Raw genomic sequence first — 13,819 nt, 5'->3', positions numbered from 1 at the left:
CCAGGCTCAGGGGACCCGGGACGGGGCCGCGGCGAGCCCCTGGACGGGGCCGACCCAGGGGCGGGGCCGACGGGACCCTGCAGGGGGCCGCGCCCGAGAGCCTCCGGACTACCGTCGCCGCCGTGACTCCACCGATCGACCCCGTCCCACCGGTCGACCCGTCCGCCGAGGAGGAGCCGGTGCCCGCGCGCCCGTCGTGGGGCCCGGCCACCGGGGTCGGCTCACTGCCCGGGACGGATCCGGTCGAGGCGCTCTTCGTGGTCACCGGCGAGCTGCCCGAGTTCGCGCACCTGCCGGAGCTGCCCGGACGCGGCCCCGGCGCGGACCTCGTCGGGCGCAGCGCCGCGCTGCTCGTGGACCTCGCCGTCGAGCTGACGCCCGCCGGCTGGCGGCTGGTGCCGCGGCCGGGGATCGACCAGCGCCGCGCCGAGGAGCTGCTGGCCCGCGACCTCGACGCCCTGTACGACGTCGCCGAGGGCTACGCCGGACCGTTCAAGGTGCAGGCCGCCGGCCCGTGGACGCTGGCCGCCGGTCTCGAGCGCACCCGCGGCGACCGCGCCGTCGTCGACCCCGGTGCACGCCGGGACCTCGCCCAGTCGCTCACCGAGGGCCTCGCCGCGCACGTCGCCGCAGTCTCCGCGCGGGTGCCCGGTGCGCAGGTGGTCGTGCAGCTGGACGAGCCGTCGCTGCCCGCCGTCCTCGCCGGCGCGCTGCCCACGGCGAGCGGGTGGGGGAAACTGTCCGCCGTCGAGGCTCCGGTGGTGGAGCAGGAGCTCGCCGCCGTCGTCGGCGCGCTGCCCGGCCCGGTGGTGGTGCACTGCTGCGCCGACCGGGCGCCGCTGGGGCTGTTCCGGGCCGCGGGGGCGGACGCCCTCTCCTTCGACCTCGGGCGCGTGCAGGACCTGGACGCGCTGGGCACCGCCGTCGAGGCGGGCGCGCACCTGTTCCCGGGCGTCGTCCCGGGCACCGACGCCCCGCTGCCCGCGCCGAGGGCGACGGCGTCCCGGCTGCAGGCGTGGTGGCGCGAGCTCGGCTTCTCCGCCGAGGGACTGCACGAGGCGGTCACGCTCACCCCGTCGTGCGGCCTGGCCGGCGCGACGCCCGGCTACGCGCGTCGGGCCATGAGCCACGTGCGCGAGGCGGCGCGGTACCTGCAGCCGGAGTGACGTACACGGCCGGGTGACCGCGGGTTCGCCGTCGTACCCGCCGGATACCGTTCCGGCGTGACCACCGACGCCGACCTGGACCAGTCGCCGGCGGACGCCCCACGGGTGGCGGCCGCTCCCGAGCAGGAGGACGTCACCGAGGTCCCCGACGCGGCGCGGACCCGGCACCGCGACCTCTCCGAGGAGCTCGACCGCTACGCGTTCGCCTACTACGTGCAGGACGCGCCGCTGGTCAGCGACGGCCAGTACGACGAGCTGATGGGGGAGCTCAAGGCGATCGAGGCCGCCCACCCGGCCCTGGTCACGCCGGACTCGCCGAGCCAGAAGGTCAACGGCGGCTTCACCGCCACGTTCGCCCCGGTGCGGCACCGGGAGCGGATGCAGAGCCTGGACAACGCGTTCTCCGGCGACGAGCTGTCCGCCTGGGCCGCGCGGGTCGAGCGGGAGGTCGGCTCCGCGGCGGCCTACCTGTGCGAGCTGAAGGTCGACGGCGTCGCGGTCGACCTGGTCTACGAGCGCGGCCGGCTGGTGCGCGCGGCCACCCGGGGGGACGGCGTCACGGGTGAGGACGTCACCGCCAACGTGCGCACGATGGACGACGTGCCGCAGCAGCTCACCGGCGACCCGCGTGACGGCTCGGTCCCGCCGCTGCTCGAGGTGCGGGGCGAGATCTACTTCCCGGTCGCCGCCTTCGCCGACGTCAACGCGTCCATGGTCGAGCAGGGCAAGGCGCCGTTCGCCAACCCGCGCAACGCGGCCGCGGGTTCGCTGCGCCAGAAGGACCCGCGGATCACCGCCTCCCGGCCGCTGCGCCTGGTGGTGCACGGCCTCGGCGCCCGCGAGGGGTTCTCGCCCGAGCGGCAGTCGGAGGCCTACACGCGGCTGCGCGACCTGGGCCTGCCGGTGAGCGACCGGTTCGAGGTGGTCGACGACCTCGAGGGCGTGTGGGCCTACATCGAGCACTACCGCGAGCAGCGGCACTCGGTGGAGCACGAGATCGACGGCGTGGTGGTCAAGGTCGACCAGGTGGCGCTGCAGCGGCGGCTGGGCTCGACCTCGCGGGCGCCGCGATGGGCGATCGCCTTCAAGTACCCGCCGGAGGAGGCCACCACCAAGCTGCTCGACATCCGGGTCAACGTGGGGCGCACCGGGCGGGTGACGCCGTTCGCGTACATGGAGCCGGTGAAGGTCGCGGGGTCCACGGTGCAGCTGGCCACGCTGCACAACGCCAGCGAGGTCAAGCGCAAGGGCGTGCTGATCGGCGACACCGTCGTCATCCGCAAGGCCGGCGACGTGATCCCCGAGGTGCTCGGCCCCGTCGTCGCCGCGCGCACCGGCGACGAGCGCGAGTTCGAGATGCCGACGCACTGCCCGGAGTGCGGCACGGAGCTGCGGCCGGAGAAGGAGGGCGACGCCGACATCCGCTGCCCGAACGCCCGGTCCTGTCCCGCGCAGCTGCGGGAGCGGGTCTTCCACGTGGCCGGCCGCGGCGCCTTCGACATCGAGGTGCTCGGCTACGAGGCGGCCATCGCGCTGCTGGAGAGCCACCTGCTGCAGGACGAGGGGGACATCTTCTCCCTCGACGAGGAGAAACTGGAGCGCACCGCGTTCTTCACCAAGAAGGACGGCACGCTCTCGGCGAACGGTCGCAAGCTGCTGGCCAACCTGCAGACCCGCAAGGACGTGCCGCTGTGGCGGGTGCTGGTCGCGCTCTCCATCCGGCACGTCGGCCCGACGGCGGCGCAGGCGCTGGCCCGCGACTTCCGCTCGTTGGACCGGATCGCCGAGGCCTCCGAGGAGGAACTGGCCGCCGCAGACGGCGTGGGGCCCACGATCGCCCGCTCGGTCAAGGACTGGTTCACCGTCGACTGGCACCGCGAGGTGGTCGAGAAGTGGCGGGCCGCCGGGGTGCGGATGGCCGACGAGGGGGACGGCGCCGGACCGGGGCCGCTGACCGGGGTGACCGTCGTCGTGACCGGCTCGCTGCGCGACTTCAGCCGCGACCAGGCGATCGCCGCGATCCAGGAGCGCGGCGGCAAGGTCACCGGCTCGGTGAGCAAGAAGACCGGGTTCGTCGTCGTCGGGGCCGACCCGGGCAGCAAGTACGACAAGGCGGTGCAGGTCAAGGCGCCGATCCTGGACGACGACGGCTTCCGCGTGCTGCTGGAGGACGGGCCCGACGCGGCCCGCGCCGTCGCGACCGTCGGTGACGGCAGCGAGCCGCCGGGGGAGTGAGCCGCGCGCGCCGGGCCGGCGGGGCCCGACGCGCGGACGGCTCACCCGGTCCGTCCCGGCTCCAGGGGCGGGAAGCGTTTGGCCTTGCCGGTGCGGGCACCGACGGAGGTGGCGGGCACCGACTCCACGGTGACGGCCGGGTCGCGCCGCCCGGCGCCGGCGAGGGCGGTCCGCAGCCGGTCGGCGAGGCCGGCCCCGTCCAGGGCGCCGGAGAACAGCGACGGCGAGGAGTCGTCCCAGGCCCTCAGGCCGGGGGCAGGTGGGCGACGCTGGCCGCGATCCCGGCGAGGTGGACCAGCCGCAGCAGCTCGGAGCGGCGGAACGCCGGCCCGCCGGAACGGCCGATGACCACCGCCGTCCGCGGGCTCCCGAAGGGGGTGGCCATCATCTCGATTGCCATCTCGCGCCAGCGCTCCGGCAGCCAGTCGTCCTCGCTGGGCAGCAGGCGCGCGTTGGAGAGCGGCAGCCAGGGCACGGTCAGCCCGTCGAAGGTCGGCGCGGCGTCGGAGGCGGCGAGCACCTCGCACGGACCGTCGCCGTCCCCCGAGAGGACGACGGCCCAGCCGCTGTGGAACACCCGCGGCAGCTCGGCGGCCAGCAACTTGATCGCGAGGGTGGGTGGGCCAGGCGTGGCCGCCCGGGACAGGGCCTCCAGCAGCTCCAGCTCGCGGTGGGTGTCGAGGGGCCCGGCGAAGGGGCGCAGCGACTCGACCTGCACGCCCGGCACCGAGTGCGCGGCGGTGATCAGGCTGTCGGGCAGCCGGCCGGGGGGCAGGTCCACGACCACGTCGTCGACCGCGACGTTCCCGCCGCGCTCGAGCACGTCCACGGAGACGATGTCGATGCCCGCCTCGCCCAGCGCCGTGGCCACGGCGCCGAGGATGCCGGGGCGGTCGGGCACGACGAGCCGCAGGAGATAGGACACGGTTCCTCCGTGTTCGGGGGGTCGGGCCGATCTCCGTCGATCGCGGGCGGCGACAGCTTCCCCCATCGACCACCCGCGGGTCGAGCGACCTCCCGCGGACCGCCTCCGGCCGACCGGCGCGGAGGGCCGGGCACGTACAGTGGCGGGGTTCCGAACGTGGTGACGAGCGCCTGACGAGCGCCGACCGAGGAGAGTCCCGCCCCAGCATGAGCACCCCCTCTCAGCAGGAGACGGCCGAGTCGCAGGCGCCCGCCGGACTCGGGCGTGACGATGTCGCGCACCTGGCCCGGTTGGCCCGGCTCGCCCTCACCGACGAGGAGCTCGACCACTTCGCCGGGCAGCTGTCCGCGGTCCTCGATGCGGTCGCCGAGGTCGGCAAGGCCGACGTCGCCGACGTCCCTCCCATGACCCACGCGGTGCCGCTGACCAACGTCACCCGCGAGGACGTCGTCACGCCGTGCCTGCCGCGGGACGTCGTCCTCGCCCAGGCCCCGGCGGCCGAGGACGACCGCTTCCGCGTGCCGCAGATCCTGGGGGAGGAGGAGTGAGCGAGCTCGCGAGCTCAGCGAGGGGGCAGGGCAGCACCGTGGACGCGGCCGACGAGCGCCAGCGAGGAGGGCGGGGGAGCACCCCGGTGGACACCGACCTGACGACCCTGGACGCCGCCGAGCTCGGCCGCCGGCTGGCGGCCGGCGAGACCAGCTCGGTGGAGCTGACGCAGGCCTACCTCGACCGGATCGCCGCGCAGGACGACGTCCTCGGCGCCTACCTGCACGTCGACGCCGAGGCCGCGCTGGCCCGCGCCGGCGAGGTCGACGCCGCGCGCGCCGCCGGCGAGGAGCTCGGCCCGCTGGCCGGGCTGCCGGTGGCGCTCAAGGACGTCTTCGTCACCGAGGGCGTGCCGACGACCAGCGGCTCGCGGATCCTCGAGGGCTGGCACCCGCCGTACGACGCGACCGTCGCCGCCCGGCTCAAGGCGGCCGGCACGGTGCTGCTCGGCAAGACCAACATGGACGAGTTCGCCATGGGCTCCTCCACCGAGAACTCCGCCTTCCGCCCGACCCGCAACCCGTGGGACCCCGACCGGATCCCCGGTGGCTCCTCGGGTGGGTCGTCGACCGCGGTCGCCGGTGGGCTGGCCCCGTGGGCGCTGGGCACCGACACCGGCGGCTCGATCCGCCAGCCGGCTGCGATGACCGGGCTGGTCGGGCACAAGCCGACCTACGGCGGGGTCTCCCGGTACGGCCTGATCGCGTTCTCCTCGAGCCTCGACCAGGCCGGCCCGATGGCGCGCACGGTCCTCGACGCCGCCGTCCTGCACGAGGTGATCGGCGGGCACGACCCACGCGACTCGACCAGCATCGACGCCCCCGTCCCCGTGCTGGTCGGGGCCGCGCAGGAGGGTGCGCGCGGCGAGCTGGCCGGCCTGCGCGTCGGCGTCGTCCGCGAGCTCGGGGGCGACGGGCACACCGACGGCTACGACGCCGGTGTCCTCGACCGCGTGCGGGAGACGGTCGAGCTGCTGGCGGGCATGGGCGCCGACGTCCGCGAGGTCTCCTGCCCGGCCTTCGACCTGGCGCTGCCGGCCTACTACCTCATCGCGCCCAGCGAGGCGTCGTCCAACCTGGCCCGCTTCGACGGCATGCGCTTTGGCCTGCGGGTGGGGGACGACGGCAGCCACTCCCTCGAGGAGGTCATGTCGCTGACCCGCGACCAGGGCTTCGGCCCCGAGGTGAAGCGGCGGATCGTGCTGGGCACCTACGCCCTGTCGGCCGGCTACTACGACGCCTACTACGGGCAGGCCCAGAAGGTCCGCACGCTGATCACCCGCGACTTCACCACCGCGTTCGACGACGTCGACGTGCTGGTCAGCCCGACCAGCCCGACGGTCGCCTGGCCGATCGGCGCGCGCGTCGACGACCCGCTGGCGATGTACGCCGCCGACCTGTGCACCCTGCCGGCCAGCCTCGCCGGCCTGCCGGCGATCTCGGTGCCCTGCGGGCTGTCCGAGGGGCTACCGGTCGGCTTCCAGGTCATGGCCCCGGCCCTGGCCGACGACCGCTGCTACCGGGTCGCCGCCGCGGTCGAGGCGGCGCTGGACGCCGCCCGCGGCTCCCGGTTCCTCGACCAGCTCACGAGCCGGACGGAGGCTGCCCTGTGAGCGAGCCCGCGAGCTCACGCACGAGCACGGCGACCACGGTCGCGCGGGCGACGAGCGCCGGCGAGGAGGAAGCGTGAACGGTGCACTCAAGGCCGCCTGGGGTCTCACCGCGTTCGTGATCCTGGTGGGCCTGATCGGCTGGATCACCACCGGCGAGGTCTTCTTCGCCTTCTTCCTGGTCCTGGGCGTGCTGACCGCCGTCGGCGCCGTGCTGACCGGCCGCTCCGTCCGCAAGGAGGACGACCACTCATGACCACCACGCAGGCCGGCGAGCGCCTCGTCGACTTCGACGAGCTGCTCACCCGCTACGAGCCCGTCATCGGCCTGGAGACCCACGTCGAGCTGGGCACCGCGTCGAAGATGTTCTGCGGTTGCGCCACCACCTTCGGCGCCGAGCCCAACACCCAGACCTGCCCGGTCTGTCTGGGCCTGCCCGGCTCGCTGCCGGTGGCCAACGCCGCCGCCATCGAGGCGACCATCCGCATCGGGCTGGCGCTGGGCTGCCGGATCGCCTCGTGGTGCCGCTTCGCCCGGAAGAACTACTTCTACCCGGACATCCCCAAGGGCTTCCAGACCAGCCAGTACGACGAGCCGCTGTGCACCGCCGGGCACCTCGACGTCGAGGTGGACGGCGAGACCTACCGCGTGGAGATCGAGCGGGTGCACCTCGAGGAGGACACCGGCAAGAACCTGCACGTCGGCGGGGCCACCGGGCGCATCCACGGCGCCTCGTACTCGCTGGTCGACTTCAACCGGGCCGGCATCCCGCTGGTCGAGATCGTCACCCGGCCCATCCCGGGCGCCGGCGCCAAGGCCCCCGAGGTCGCCCGCGCCTACGTCACCGAGCTGCGCGACATCATCCAGACCCTCGGTGCCTCCGACGTCCGGATGGAGCAGGGCAGCCTGCGCTGCGACGTGAACACCTCCCTGGCGCCGGTGGGCAGCCTGGAGTGGGGCACCCGCACCGAGACCAAGAACGTCAACTCGCTGCGCAGCGTCGAGCGGGCGGTCCGGTACGAGATGCGCCGCCAGGCCGCCGTGCTGGACGCCGGTGGTCGGGTGCTGCAGGAGACCCGCCACTTCCACGAGGACACCGGCAGCACCTCGCCCGGCCGCAGCAAGGAGGAGGCGACCGACTACCGGTACTTCCCCGAGCCCGACCTGGTGCCGATCGCCCCGGACGCCGAGTGGGTCGAGAAGCTGGCCGCCGAGCTGCCGGAGCTGCCCGCCGCCCGCCGCACCCGGCTGCAGGAGGAGTGGGGCCTGTCGGCCACCGAGATGGCCTGGCTGGTCAACGCCGGCGCCCTCGGCCTGGTCGACGCCACCGTCGCCGCCGGCGCGACGCCGGCCGATGCCCGCAAGTGGTGGCTGGGCGAGCTGGCCCGCCGGGCCAACGACGCCGGGGTCGAGCTCTCCGAGCTCGCCATCACCCCGCGTCAGGTCGCCGAGCTCACCCGCCTGGTCGCGGAGGGCACGATCAACGACCAGCTGGCCCGCCAGACGCTCGACGGCGTGCTCGCCGGCGAGGGCGACCCGGCGCAGGTGGTCGAGGCCCGCGGCCTGGCGGTGCTGGGGGAGTCCGATGAGCTGGTCGCCGCCGTGGAGGCCGCGATCGCCGGGGCACCCGACGTCGTCGCCAAGGTCCGGGGCGGCAAGGTGCAGGCCCTCGGTGCCCTGGTCGGCGCGGTCATGAAGGCCACGCGTGGCAAGGCCGACGCCGCCACCGTGAGGCGAATGCTCGAGGAGCGTGTGGTCGGGAAGTGAGAGACTGCGGTCCTACCGGACCGCACCGCGGCCAGGTGCCCGGACCCCTTCCCCCACGCCTCGCAGGCTCGGGGCGGGACCCGGGAGGGCCGCGCTGAGCCCCACGGTCGCACCCATCGCGGACCCCTCCGGGGCCACTCGGGCACGACAGGGACTACAAGGGGCTGTCCTCGGCTCCGCCCGGCGGGAAGACGCGCAGCACCCGGTCGTCGTCGGGGGTCGGGGTGCCGACGCCGTCCTTGTTGGACGTCGTGATCCACAGCGCGCCCTCGCCGTCGAGGACGACGGTGCGCAGCCGGCCGTACCGCTCGGTGAGGAACTCTGAGGGCTCGTCGGTGATCTCGCCGCTGCTGTCGAGCTGCACCGTGTGGATGCGCCGGCCGTCCAGTGCCCCGAGGAAGACGGTGCGCCCGGCGACCGCGCAGCCGGCGAGCCCACCCTCCGCGGGGTCGAACTCCACGACCGGGTCGGTGCTGTCCGGGCCCGCCGTGGGCCAGCCGGCGTCGCTGCCCTCGCGGACGGCGTCGAGCTCGTCGGGCCCCTGGGCGGAGTCGTCGGTGGCGTAGAGCGTCTGCTCGCCGCCCAGGCACAGGGCGGTCACGTCGGAGTGGCCGGTGCTGTGCACGGGTCCGGCACCCACCGGGCGGCCGAAGACGTCGACGTGCAGCACCTTGCCGGCCAGCGAGGCGGGGTCCTGGGCCAGCGCCGGGGTGCCGGTGTCGCCGGTGCCGACGAAGAGCGTGCCGTCGGGGGCGAAGACCAGCCCGCCGCCGTTGTGCGACTCCCCGCGCGGGATGCCGGTGAGGACGGGGTTCGGGGTGCCGCCCATCGGGAAGCGGACCACCCGGTTGTCGGTGGCCGTCGAGACGTAGGCGTAGAAGAGCCCGTCCTCGGTGAAGGTCGGCGAGATGGCCAGGCCCAGCAGCCCGCCGTCCCCGGTGGTGTCGATGCCACCGACGGTCATCAGCTCGCGCGCGGGGGAGCGGTCGGGGAAGACCTGCAGCAGCCGCCCGGTCTCGCGCTCCCCGACGACCGCGCTGCCGTCGGGCAGCACCACCAGCCCGGTGGGCACGGTCAGGCCGGAGGCGACCACGTTCGGATCGCCGGCCTCCTCCTCGGACTCGGGGTCGGCCGGATCGCCCGGAGCGGGCGCCTGCGGCGACTCCGTGGGCGGGCCCACCTGCGGCGGCGGACCCTCCGGCTGCGGGCGGAAGGGGCCGGCGGGCTCGTAGCCGTCGCTGCCGCACCCGGCCAGGACGACGGCCAGCAGGGCGGCAGCCAGGCACCGTCCTCCTCGCGCGCGCTGCCGGCTCACCCCTCGAACACTACGTGCGCCGGGTGGACCCGTCCCGGGTCCCGCCCCGGGCCTGCGGAGGTCGGGGAGGACGGGCGGCCCCTCTGCCGGGGCCCGCCGTGAGCCGGCGGACGGTGGGGGCAGAGGGGTCCTCCTAGGGTCGGGAGCCGTGCCCCCCGAGATCCGCGGCTCCGCCGTCGTCGGCCCCGACCAGACGCTGCACGTCCTCGTCCCCACCCGGGCGATGGCCGAGGTGGCGGAGGCCCTGTCCCCGCGGGTCCGTGCGCACCCGGTCGACCCCGACGCCGGTCCGCCCACCGGCGAGGCCACCCGGGCGCAGGTCTGGGTGCCGCGGGTCAACGGCGCGAGGCTGCCCGAGAAGGGCTTCCTCGAGGCACTGCCCCGCCTGCGCCTGGTCCAGCTGATGAGCGCGGGGGCGGAGCGGTTCGTCGGCCGGCTGCCCGCGGGCGTGGTGCTGTGCAACGCCCGCGGGGCGCACACGCCCTCGACGGCGGAGTGGGCGGTCACCGCGACGCTGGCGGCACAACGCGGGATCCCGTTCTTCGTCCGCGAGCAGGACGCCCGCCGCTGGTCGTTCAGCACCCACCGGTCCCTGGTCGGTGCCCGGGTGCTGGTCCTCGGCGCCGGCGACATCGGACAGGCGATCGGCCGGATGCTCGCCGGCTTCGACGTCGAGCTGACCTTCGTGGCCCGGACGGCGCGGCAGGGGGTGCACGGCACCGACGAGCTGTCGCGGCTGCTGCCGAGGGCCGACGTGGTCATCGTGGTGGTGCCGCTCACGCCCGAGACGGCCGGGTTGGTGGACGCCGCCTTCCTCGCCGCCATGCCGGACGGCGCGCTGCTGGTGAACGCGGCCCGCGGGGGCGTCGTCGACACCAGCGCGCTGCTCGCCGAGCTGACCTCGGGCCGGCTCCGCGCCGCCCTCGACGTCACCGATCCCGAGCCGCTGCCCGCGGGTCACCCGCTCTGGTCGGCGCCGGGGCTGCTGCTCACCCCGCACGTGGCCGGCGAGGTCCCGCAGACCGAGGAGCGCGCCGCAGCCACCCTCACCGCGCAGCTGCGCCGGGTGCTGGCCGGCGAGCCCCTGGCCAACGTGGTCGACGCCTACTGAGGAGCCGGGATGCGGCCTCCCGAGGCGGCGGCCAGGCGTGGCAGGTCGCGGGCGCGCAGGACCGGCAGCCGCAGCTCGGTGCCGCGGGCGGTGACCAGCCACAGGTCGCCGCGCTCGGCGACGCGGATGCCGGCCACGTCCCCCCACGGCACGGAGCGCGAGCCGGCCAGCGAGCGCACCGTGACGCCGCCGTCGCCGACGTCCACCCCGACCCGCAGCACGTACGCCGCGGCCAGGACGGGGACCAGCAGGAACACCAGGGTCCAGGAGGCGGCCAGTGCCAGGGGCAGGACGCAGACCACCAGGAAGAGCACCGGCAGCAGCGCCACCCGGTTCATCCGCAGACGCGCTGTCGCCACGTCCGCACATCCTCCCAGACCGGCTCAGGCCGACAGCCGCGCCAGCCGGTCGGCCGCGTCCGTGCCCTCGGCAGCGGTGTAGACGACGAGCTGCAGGCCGGGGGCGTCGGCGGGCGTGAGCTGGTGGTGCTCGAGCAGCAACGTCCCGACGCGGGGGTGCTCGAAGCGCCGCTCCGAGGAGCTGAACCGGTCGACGTCGTGGCTGGCCCAGCCGGCGCGGAAGTGCGGGCTGGCCGCTTCCAGCCGGGCCACCAGGTCGACCACCTCCGGGTCGGCCAGCCGCGGGCCCACCTCGGCGCGGAACTGGGTGAGGAAGCGCCGGCTGTCGGTGGCCCAGTCGCCCAGCAGGTCGCGCACGGCCGGGTCGGTGAACACCAGCCACAGCAAATTCCGCTCCGCGGGGGGCACGGCGGCCACCCCCGGGTAGAGCCGCTCGTAGGCGCGGTTCCAGCCGGTGATGGTCCAGTCGGCGGTGATTGCGTAGGCGGGGGAGGGGCCCAGCGCGTCGAGCAGGCGCTGCACGTGGCTCGGCATGCCCTCGGCCGCGCCGTCGGGAGCGGTGCTGCCGTGCCCGGTGAGCCGCAGCACGTACTCGTGCTCGGCCGGTGACATCCGCAGCGTGCGGGCCAGCGCGTCGACCACCTGCCGGGACGGCCGGATGTCGCGGCCCTGCTCGAGCCACGTGTACCAGGTGTGGCTCACGCCGGAGAGCAGCGCGACCTCCTCGCGACGCAGCCCCGGTGTGCGCCGCGCACCACCGGCGGGCACCCCGGCGACCCGGGGGTCGACCTGGCGGCGGCGGGAGCGGAGGAACTCGGCCAGCTCGCGTCGGGCGGTGGCGGACACGGTGGCTCCCCCGACTCGGTGGTGGTGGCGGTACCAGTATCGATGCTCTCTCGGCCGGGCGGCCGGATCGGCCTACGCTTCCACGACGTGACGACCGTGGAGGAACCCCGCACCACCGCCGACGTGAAGCCCCGCAGCCGCGAGGTGACCGACGGCATCACCCGGGCGCCGGCCCGCGCGATGCTGCGCGCGGTCGGGATGGGCGACGACGACTGGGAGAAGCCGCAGATCGGCGTCGCCTCGTCGTGGAACGAGATCACCCCGTGCAACCTCTCGCTGGACCGGCTGGCGAAGCGGGCCAAGGAGGGCGTGTTCGCCGCCGGCGGCTACCCGCTGGAGTTCGGCACGATCTCCGTCTCCGACGGCATCTCGATGGGCCACGAGGGCATGCGCGCCTCGCTGGTCTCCCGCGAGGTCATCGCCGACTCGGTCGAGACGGTGGTGTTCGCCGAGCGCCTCGACGGCACCGTCCTGCTCGCCGGCTGCGACAAGTCCCTGCCCGGCATGCTCATGGCCGCCGCCCGGCTCGACCTGGCCAGCGTCTTCGTCTACTCCGGCTCGATCCTGCCCGGACGGCTCGGCGATCGGGACAACCTGACGATCATCGACGTCTTCGAGGGCGTCGGCGCCTGCGCCCGCGGGCTCATCAGCCGTGAGGAGCTGGACGCCATCGAGAAGGCGGCCTGCCCCGGTGAGGGCTCCTGTGGCGGCATGTACACCGCCAACACGATGGCCAGCGTCGCCGAGGCGCTGGGGATGGCGCTGCCCGGCAGTGCCGCGCCGCCGGCGCCGGACAGCCGCCGCGACGCCGTCGCGATCGCCTCGGGTGAGGCCGTGGTCAACCTGCTGCGCCACGGCATCACCGCCCGCCAGATCATGACCCGGAAGGCGTTCGAGAACGCGATCACCGTCGTCATGGCGCTCGGCGGCTCCACCAACGCCGTCCTGCACCTGCTGGCGATCGCGCACGAGGCCCAGGTCGACCTGACCCTCGAGGACTTCAACCGGATCGGCGACCGCACGCCGCACCTGGCCGACGTCAAGCCCTTCGGCCGGTTCGTCATGACCGACATCGACCGCGTCGGTGGCGTCCCGGTGGTGCTGCGCGCGTTGCTGGACGCCGGCCTCCTGCACGGTGACGTGCTCACCGTGACCGGGAAGACGATGGCCGAGAACCTCGCCGAGATCGCGCCGCCCGACCTGGACGGCACCATCGTCCACGCGATGAACAACCCGATCCACAAGACCGGCGGCCTGACCATCCTGCGCGGCTCCCTCTCCCCGGACGGCGCGGTGGTGAAGTCAGCCGGCTTCGACGCCGACGTCTTCGAGGGGACCGCACGCGTCTTCGACGGCGAGCAGGGCGCGATGGACGCCGTCACCGACGGCACGCTCAAGACCGGCGACGTCGTGGTGATCCGTTACGAGGGCCCGAAGGGCGGACCGGGCATGCGCGAGATGCTCGCCGTCACCGGCGCCATCAAGGGCGCGGGTCTGGGCAAGGACGTCCTGCTGCTCACCGACGGCCGGTTCTCCGGCGGGACGACGGGCCTGTGCGTCGGCCACGTCGCGCCCGAGGCCACCGAGGGCGGCCCGATCGCGTTCGTGCAGGACGGCGACCGCATCCGGCTGGACCTCACCACCCGCACCCTCGACCTGCTGGTCGACGAGGACGAGCTGGCCCGCCGCCGGGCCGGGTGGACGCCGCTGGCCCCGCGCTACACCACCGGCGTCCTCGGCAAGTACGCCAAGCTGGTGAGCTCGGCGGCCCAGGGCGCGGTCTGCGGCTGATCGAAGGACCCCCTTCCACCCCACCCCTCGCGAGCTCAGGGCGGGACCCTGGAAGGGGGCCGCCCCTCGCCCCGCCCGCCCGCTCACTTGCGGCGGGACCCTGCGAGGGGCCGAGCGCGGGGCGGTCCCCCCAACGGGTGAGGACC

12 protein-coding genes are annotated in these 13,819 nt (G+C 74.9%); 8 read left to right on the top strand and 4 right to left on the bottom strand.

All coding sequences use genetic code 11. The features are described from left to right. The first annotated feature begins 122 nt into the window (after positions 1-122). Complete coding sequence (locus ACU610_RS14505) at positions 123-1,166, top strand: methionine synthase (protein ID WP_446768412.1); 1,044 nt, start codon at positions 123-125, stop codon at positions 1,164-1,166. Between the two features lie 57 nt (positions 1,167-1,223). Further along, a complete protein-coding gene (ligA, locus tag ACU610_RS14500) occupies positions 1,224-3,401 on the top strand; it encodes an NAD-dependent DNA ligase LigA (protein ID WP_446768411.1) in 2,178 nt (725 codons plus the stop codon). Between the two features lie 244 nt (positions 3,402-3,645). On the opposite strand, the gene ACU610_RS14495 is transcribed toward ligA, so the two are convergent. Next, a complete protein-coding gene (locus ACU610_RS14495; protein ID WP_446768410.1) occupies positions 3,646-4,326 on the bottom strand; it encodes an ACT domain-containing protein in 681 nt (226 codons plus the stop codon). 206 nt (positions 4,327-4,532) lie between these two features. Between ACU610_RS14495 and gatC the strand changes: the two genes are divergently transcribed. The 4 genes from gatC to gatB all read left to right on the top strand — a co-directional run bounded on the left by gatC (position 4,533) and on the right by gatB (position 8,251). Further along, on the top strand, positions 4,533-4,874 hold the full coding sequence (gene gatC, locus ACU610_RS14490; RefSeq protein WP_446768409.1) for an Asp-tRNA(Asn)/Glu-tRNA(Gln) amidotransferase subunit GatC: 342 nt from the start codon (positions 4,533-4,535) through the stop codon (positions 4,872-4,874). A gap of 86 nt (positions 4,875-4,960) precedes the next feature. Further along, entirely contained in the window at positions 4,961-6,487 is a 1,527-nt protein-coding gene (gatA, locus tag ACU610_RS14485; protein WP_446768408.1) for an Asp-tRNA(Asn)/Glu-tRNA(Gln) amidotransferase subunit GatA, read from the top strand. Positions 6,488-6,560: 73 nt separating this feature from the next. Beyond that, entirely contained in the window at positions 6,561-6,740 is a 180-nt protein-coding gene (locus ACU610_RS14480) for a hypothetical protein (protein ID WP_446768407.1), read from the top strand. Continuing rightward, a complete protein-coding gene (gene gatB, locus ACU610_RS14475; protein WP_446768406.1) occupies positions 6,737-8,251 on the top strand; it encodes an Asp-tRNA(Asn)/Glu-tRNA(Gln) amidotransferase subunit GatB in 1,515 nt (504 codons plus the stop codon). The genes ACU610_RS14480 and gatB overlap by 4 nt, the downstream gene beginning before the upstream one ends. 154 nt (positions 8,252-8,405) lie before the next feature. Here gatB and ACU610_RS14470 read toward each other — a convergent pair whose 3' ends face one another. Continuing rightward, a complete protein-coding gene (locus ACU610_RS14470; RefSeq protein WP_446768405.1) occupies positions 8,406-9,566 on the bottom strand; it encodes a PQQ-dependent sugar dehydrogenase in 1,161 nt (386 codons plus the stop codon). A 148-nt stretch (positions 9,567-9,714) separates the two neighbouring features. Between ACU610_RS14470 and ACU610_RS14465 the strand changes: the two genes are divergently transcribed. Next, positions 9,715-10,677, top strand: coding sequence for a 2-hydroxyacid dehydrogenase (locus tag ACU610_RS14465; RefSeq protein ID WP_446768404.1), 963 nt, complete (start codon positions 9,715-9,717; stop codon positions 10,675-10,677). On the opposite strand, the gene ACU610_RS14460 is transcribed toward ACU610_RS14465, so the two are convergent. Both ACU610_RS14460 and ACU610_RS14455 read right to left on the bottom strand, forming a co-directional pair. Continuing rightward, positions 10,671-11,036: a PH domain-containing protein gene (locus tag ACU610_RS14460; RefSeq protein WP_446768403.1), complete on the bottom strand. Its 366-nt coding sequence runs from the start codon at positions 11,034-11,036 to the stop codon at positions 10,671-10,673. The genes ACU610_RS14465 and ACU610_RS14460 overlap by 7 nt on opposite strands. Before the next feature lie 24 nt (positions 11,037-11,060). Continuing rightward, positions 11,061-11,882, bottom strand: a complete 822-nt coding sequence (locus tag ACU610_RS14455) for a helix-turn-helix transcriptional regulator (RefSeq protein ID WP_446768402.1) — start codon at positions 11,880-11,882, stop codon at positions 11,061-11,063. An 87-nt stretch (positions 11,883-11,969) separates the two neighbouring features. Between ACU610_RS14455 and ilvD the strand changes: the two genes are divergently transcribed. Beyond that, positions 11,970-13,673, top strand: a complete 1,704-nt coding sequence (ilvD, locus tag ACU610_RS14450; RefSeq protein WP_446768401.1) for a dihydroxy-acid dehydratase — start codon at positions 11,970-11,972, stop codon at positions 13,671-13,673. Positions 13,674-13,819: the final 146 nt, after the last annotated feature.

The sequence above is a fragment of the Geodermatophilus sp. URMC 61 genome (genome assembly GCF_052931555.1).
The sequence above is the reverse complement of the archived record's forward strand: the minus strand, read 5'-3'. Positions and strand labels throughout refer to the sequence as shown.